General features: G+C 55.0%; 5 protein-coding genes. All 5 read right to left on the reverse strand.

Annotated features, from left to right (window positions below; translation table 11 throughout):
* Positions 1-37 precede the first annotated feature (37 nt).
* The gene (locus GX466_01060; protein ID NLH92803.1) at positions 38-700 is read right to left on the reverse strand and encodes a rod shape-determining protein MreC; all 663 of its coding nucleotides are present in this window, start codon (positions 698-700) and stop codon (positions 38-40) included.
* A 171-nt stretch (positions 701-871) separates the two neighbouring features.
* Positions 872-1909: a rod shape-determining protein gene (locus GX466_01065; protein NLH92804.1), complete on the reverse strand. Its 1038-nt coding sequence runs from the start codon at positions 1907-1909 to the stop codon at positions 872-874.
* A 609-nt stretch (positions 1910-2518) separates the two neighbouring features.
* A complete protein-coding gene (locus tag GX466_01070; GenBank protein ID NLH92805.1) occupies positions 2519-3874 on the reverse strand; it encodes a glucose-6-phosphate isomerase in 1356 nt (451 codons plus the stop codon).
* A gap of 10 nt (positions 3875-3884) precedes the next feature.
* Positions 3885-5606: a phosphoenolpyruvate--protein phosphotransferase gene (ptsP, locus tag GX466_01075; GenBank protein ID NLH92806.1), complete on the reverse strand. Its 1722-nt coding sequence runs from the start codon at positions 5604-5606 to the stop codon at positions 3885-3887.
* 6 nt (positions 5607-5612) lie between these two features.
* Complete coding sequence (locus tag GX466_01080; protein ID NLH92807.1) at positions 5613-5879, reverse strand: HPr family phosphocarrier protein; 267 nt, start codon at positions 5877-5879, stop codon at positions 5613-5615.
* Positions 5880-6006: the final 127 nt, after the last annotated feature.

Consider the following 6006-nt stretch of genomic DNA (forward strand, 5'->3'; position numbering starts at 1 on the left):
TGGAGCGTCAGTTCAATTCCAACAGCAGTGGCCAGGCTCATTTTCTGCCCTGCAGTATAAAAACGTGTTCCAGGTTTTCCACTTGGGTGAAAGGCTCCAGTTCAGCGCTGATGAACAGGTAGTCCTGGGAATCGCTGATACGGGCCACTGTGCCAACCGGATAGCCCTTGGGATACAATGTGGAAAGGTTTGAGGTCACGATCGTGTCGCCGGCGCTGATCTCCGAGCCCAGCTTGATCATGTTCATGCGTGTTTTGCCAGTCAAATCGGATTGCAGCACGCCCTGAACGCTGGTGGACTTGTCCATCACGGGAATCTGGAAACGCGGATTGCTGAAGGGCAGAACCACGCAGTTCGTGACAGCGACAGAAACCACCCGGCCCACGATCCCGCGCGCTGAAATCACGGGACTGCCGACCTTCACTCCCTGCGCCGAACCCTTGTTCACAACAAGGTTGCGTTGTTGAAACTGCCCTGAATAGCCGATCACTTCGCCCACTTCGAAAGCAATCGCCCCGGTGTCGAAACTGATTCCCTGCAGGGTCTGGCTTTCCTTGAGCGCGTTGCGCAGGTTCAGGTTTTCCAGGGTGGTAGCGGCTTGCTGTTCCCGCAGGCGGGCGATTTCACCTTTGAGGGCGGAATTAGTGCGGAATAGTTTCACCGAATGCAAAAAGGGATAAAAGACCGTTTTACCCAGCATAGAAGCGCGTTTCACGCGGCCTTCCGTGCTGCCCAGGATTAGCAGGATTGACACCAGCACCAAGGCCAGGGGCAGAAATATTTTCTTCACGGGCTTATCCTCGTAAGGTGGCTAAGGCGTCCCCACAGACGGGGCGCCGATCTTATGGATGTTGTTTACAGTCAGCGCGATTCAGTCTTCGATGCGTTTTATCAGCACGTCGCGGTAGCGGTCCAGTTCGTCCAAAACCTTGCCGGCGCCTTTCACCACACACTCCAGGGCGTCCGGCACCACATAGACAGGCAAGTCCACGGTTTTGGAAATCTTTTCGTCCAGACCTTTCAGCATGGCCCCGCCGCCGGTGAGGAAGATGCCGCGTTCTGCGATATCGGCTGAAAGTTCCGGCGCTGTGCGTTCAAACAGTCTCTTTATGGCGTCTACCATGGTCGCAATTGTCTCTGAAAGCGCTTCCCGCACCTCTTCTGAGCTGATCTTGATGGTCACCGGGAAACCGGAAACGATGTCGCGTCCGCGCACGTCCATGGTGAGTTCTTCTTTCAACGGATAGGCGCTGCCGATTGTCATCTTGATCTTTTCAGCGGTTTGCAGGCCGACGTGGAGATTGTTTTTCTTGCGCAGATAGCTGATGATGTCGTTGTCCATCTTATCGCCGCCCACACGGATGGAATTGTGCACCACGATGTGGGAGAGCGAGATAACGGCGATTTCGCTGGTGCCGCCGCCAATGTCCATCACCATGTTGCCAAAGGCTTCTTCGATGGGCAGGTCCGCCCCGATGGCCGCGGCCACAGGCTCGGAAACCAGATAAACTTCCCTGGCCCCGGCATGCAAAGCACTGTCCCGCACGGCCCGTTTTTCCACTTCCGTGATTCCCGAAGGCACGCAGACGATGACCCGCGGACGCACCAGCAGGCGCTTTCTTTGAGCCCGCAGGATCAGGTCGCGCAGCATCAGCTCCGTCACCTGGAAATCCGCTATCACGCCGTCTTTCATGGGTTTGACAACCCGCACTTCATCAGGGTTTTTGCCCAGCATCACCTTGGCCTGCTGGCCGATGGCGATGATCTTTTTACTGTCGTTGGAAACCGCCACCACCGAGGGTTCGTCAATAACTATGCCCGCGTTCTTTTTGTAAACAAGGGTGTTAGCCGTGCCCAGATCGATGGCGATGTCGTTGGCTTTCATGCCGACATGATCGAAAAATGACATTCAAACTCCTCTGTATCAAGCCTCAAGCGATGCGCGAGGCTCTCCAAAATAATAAAATCCTAAACTAAGGCAAGGTTTTTCTCCGGCTAAGCTCTGTCAAGTTAAAATGTTGCATCCCTTCCATTTTTCTTTACGCAGCCGATTGGGTTTTTCGCCACCCCGTTCCGACTGGCTAATTTTGCCCTGACTCCCTCCGTTGTTAAGTCAAATGATGCTATCTTGTTTGGATTTTTATTGGCTCTCTTTTATAACTGGGTGGATAAGCCCGGAGGGCTCGAAACAGGCGGATGCCCATTCAATTTGAAAGAAAGCCATATTGAAGCGATGTCCTTTGGCCGTTAAGGCCCTTTCCCGGGGCTCGATAACGCCTCCCGTATAATGCCCGCATTTGATGCGAGTATTAGGCGAGGGGCGTGAGAGAGGCATGGACTTGAGCGCTAAGGGTGTGACTGGCAGGATAGCGCGGAGGGTAAGCATACCTCTTTAAAATCAAGTGGATACGGGCTCTCAAACTAAAAGCAGTCGGCTCTATCTGAAAGGGAGCCAAACTTGGCTTGGCTCCCGGAATCGTTATGGTGTTTAGGATATTATAAGGACCTGATGAGACAATCAGTTCTGCTGTTTTCTATCCTCAATATACTGCTTGATCTCCTCGCGTTCCTTGTCGAAGCCGGCCTTCCCCATGAGGGCGTAAGTGGCGATTTTGCCGGCTTCCACGCCAGGCTGGTCCAATGGATTGATATGCAGCAACTTGCCGGTGAAAACGGTCTGGATTTCGAACATCATGATGAACTCGCCGAGGTGGAATTCGTCGAGGGCAGGGAAAACGATATTGCAGTTGGGGCGGTTGGCTTTGGTGAGGGCGATTTCGGTGGCAAGGCGTTCGGCGTTAAGCAGTTCGGAAAGTTTCCTGCCGCCGAGGTAGCTGACCTCCGCGCGGTCGGGATGGAGGTTGGGAATGCTGAAATCGTGGGCAAAGTTTTCAACCCTGAGGAAAGTGAAGACTTTGTCGTTCGGGCCTTCGGTGTAAAGCTGCACCTGGGAATGCTGGTCCGTGGTGCCCAGCGCTTTCACCGGGGTCTGGCCAACCATGATTTCGCGACCCTTCACGTCATGGCGTTTGCCCAGAGATTCGGCCCAGAGTTGGCGATACCAGTCCGCGAGGTCGTAAAGCGAATTGGAATAGGGCATCATCACAGAGATGTTTTTGCCCTCTCGCATGTAAAGATAGTGGAGCAGACCGTTCAGATAGGCCGGATTGCCGAATTCATCAAGGTTTTCACAGCGCGACCGCATGGAGGCGGCACCGCTGAGGAGTTTGCGAATCCTGATGCCCGCGAAAGCTGATGAGAGCAAGCCGACATCGGTAAGCACGGAAAAGCGCCCGCCCACGTTGTCCGGCACCACGAAGGAGGGATAGCCTTCGTCTTTGATCACCTGGCGCAGAAAGCCTTTCTCGCGGTCGGTGGTGATGATCAGCCGTTTGGTGTAATCCGCTGGATAACGCTTGCGGATGAGATCTGCCAGAATCATGTATCCAGCCATGGTTTCGGCGGTGGTGCCGCTTTTGGTGATCACGTTGAAGAGGGTGGTGTCGAGGTCGATCTGGGCCAGGATTTCGTGCAGGAAAACGGGATCGACGTTATCGTAAACCAAAACCCGGCGGGGCAGCTCGCGTTCCGTTCGCAGCGCGGAATATAGAGCTCGGTTGCCAAGAGCGGAACCGCCGATGCCCAGCACCACGAGGGTTTCAAAACGGGGATCGAGGCTGGCCACGAAATCTTCTATGGGGCAAACGTCATATTCCGGCAGGTCGTAAAAGCCCAGGATATTGGAGTGGCGGTCGGCCTGGATCTCTTCGTGGGCCTGCATGCAGGCGTAATAATAATCCTTCACCTTGGCAGCGGGGATGGCTGTGGGCAAAGCTTCAGAATGCAAGAGGTTGAAATGCTCGAAACGCAGCATGGCGCTCTCCTTATAGGGTGGAATAGGGTTTCAAAAGGTCGTAAATGAGGTTTTCGATTTCGCCGAGGCTGTCCAGGTCAGCACTTTGGACAAGTTCGGTCAGACGGGCGTCGCAACGCCGGATGATGCTTTTGCAGTTAAGCCAGGCCGAGGCACCTACGCTCAGTTCTGTGAAGCCCAGTCCGATCAACAGCGGCAAATACTGAGTATGGGAAGCCATCTCTCCGCAGATGGAGACTGGCTTCCGGTGCTTTTGGCCGGCGGCCAGGGTGAGGCGCAGCAATTTCAGAACGGCTGGATGATGGGTTTGATACCAGGGTGTGAGAGCGTCGTTGTTGCGGTCTGCCGCCAGGGTGTATTGCACCAGGTCGTTGGTGCCGATGCTGAGGAAATCGCAGTTTTGGGCAAGTTCATCCGCGCAGAGGGCCGCCGAAGGGATTTCTATCATCACTCCAAGCTGGATTTTTGCGTCAAAACCCAAGCCTTCCCGGGTCAGTTCTTCCTTGCACTCTTGCACTATCTGGCTGGCGCGGAGGAAATCGCGGAGATCGCTCACCATGGGAAACATCAGCTTTATCCGGCCAAAAGCGCTGGCCCGGAGAACTGCGCGAAGCTGGACGCGGAAAACATCCTCATGGGCCAAAGAGAAGCGGATGCCGCGGATGCCCAGATAGGGGTTTTCCTCATGAGAAGAAGGTATGAGATGGGAAAGCTTGTCGCCGCCGAGGTCGAAGGTTCTGATGATAACGCTATGGGGCACAATCTGTTCTGCCACCCGACGATAAGTTGCGAACTGCAATTCCTCGGAAGGCAGTTCATCCTTGCCCAAATAAAGAAACTCCGTGCGATAGAGTCCTATGCCGTCGGCGGGCAGTTCCAGCTTCGCGCCCAGCTCGGGGAGCAGGTCCAGATTGAGGCGTAGCTTGATCCGGCGGCCGTCGAGGGTTGTGGTGGGCAGCCATGCCTCGCTTTGAGAACGCGCGTTTTGCAGGCGCTGTCTTTCCACCATCTGTTCATAAAAGTGAAGGGTTTCAGGGTCCGGCGCGAGGATCACTTTCCCTTCCAGGCCGTCCAGAATAATGGTCTCGCCGTCTTTTACAGAATCGCAGAGCCCGGCCAGGCCTGTGACGGCGGTGATTTTCGTGGAGCGGGTAAGGATGGAGGCGTGGGAGGTGTAACTGCCATGTTCAGAGCAGTAAGCCTGCACTTCGTGCCGTCCGAAGGAACTGACCAGCGAAGGGCTGACTTCTTCCAAAACCGCGATCTGGTCAGACTCCCAGTCTTCCAGACTGGTAGTTCTAACGCCAGTGAGTTCGCCCAGCAGACGGTCACGCACGTCGCGGAAATCGGCGGCGCGCTGGGCGAAATAGGGGTCATTGAGTCCGGAAAAATGGTCCAGCACTTTCTCAAACTCGCGCTGCACCGAAGCCGCAGCAGAGGACAGATGCGTGGAAACCTGTTCCCGGATAGCGGGAAGCAGTTCTGGATCACGAAGAATGAGCAGGTGGGAACTAAGTATCTCGCGGTCTTCGTCCGCTCCGGTGAATTCGTTAAGTTGTTGCTCCAATTCTGCTTCCACTGTGGTTAGCGCGGCTTGCAGGGCATCCAGTTCGGAGGCGACTTCCCCGCGCTTGATCTTCAGCTGGGAAATCACCCATTTCTGCGGTGCAATTCGGCGCGCTCTTCCGATGGCAAGCCCGGGCTGGACAACAACTCCGCTGATGGCGCGCATGTCTTTTCAGTCCTCTCCAAAGCCGCTGTTGATGAGGGTTTCGATCTCTTCCAAAAGGTATTCCTCGTCCACTCCGTCGGCGATCAGGTTCAGCACGGAGCCACATTCCGCGGCCAGCATCATCACACCCATGATGCTTTTCCCGTTCACCCGCATGTTGTCTTTCTCAATGTAAAAATCGCTGATGTATTTGGTGGCGGCGCGCACAATCAGGGTTGAGGGCCGGGCATGGAGGCCGAGAGGGTTTGTTACTTTAATCCTTATCTGACGCATTAAGGGTTGAACTGCTTGGTTTCACAAAGCTTTGCTTGCGAATCTCGTCGTGCACCTGGCGGTTGAAATCCTCAGCGGCATCATAACCCACACCTTTTAGGATCATGTTCATGGCCGCCACTTCCAC

This window comes from Candidatus Cloacimonadota bacterium (genome assembly GCA_012516855.1).
Classification (GTDB): Bacteria; Cloacimonadota; Cloacimonadia; order Cloacimonadales; family Cloacimonadaceae; genus Syntrophosphaera.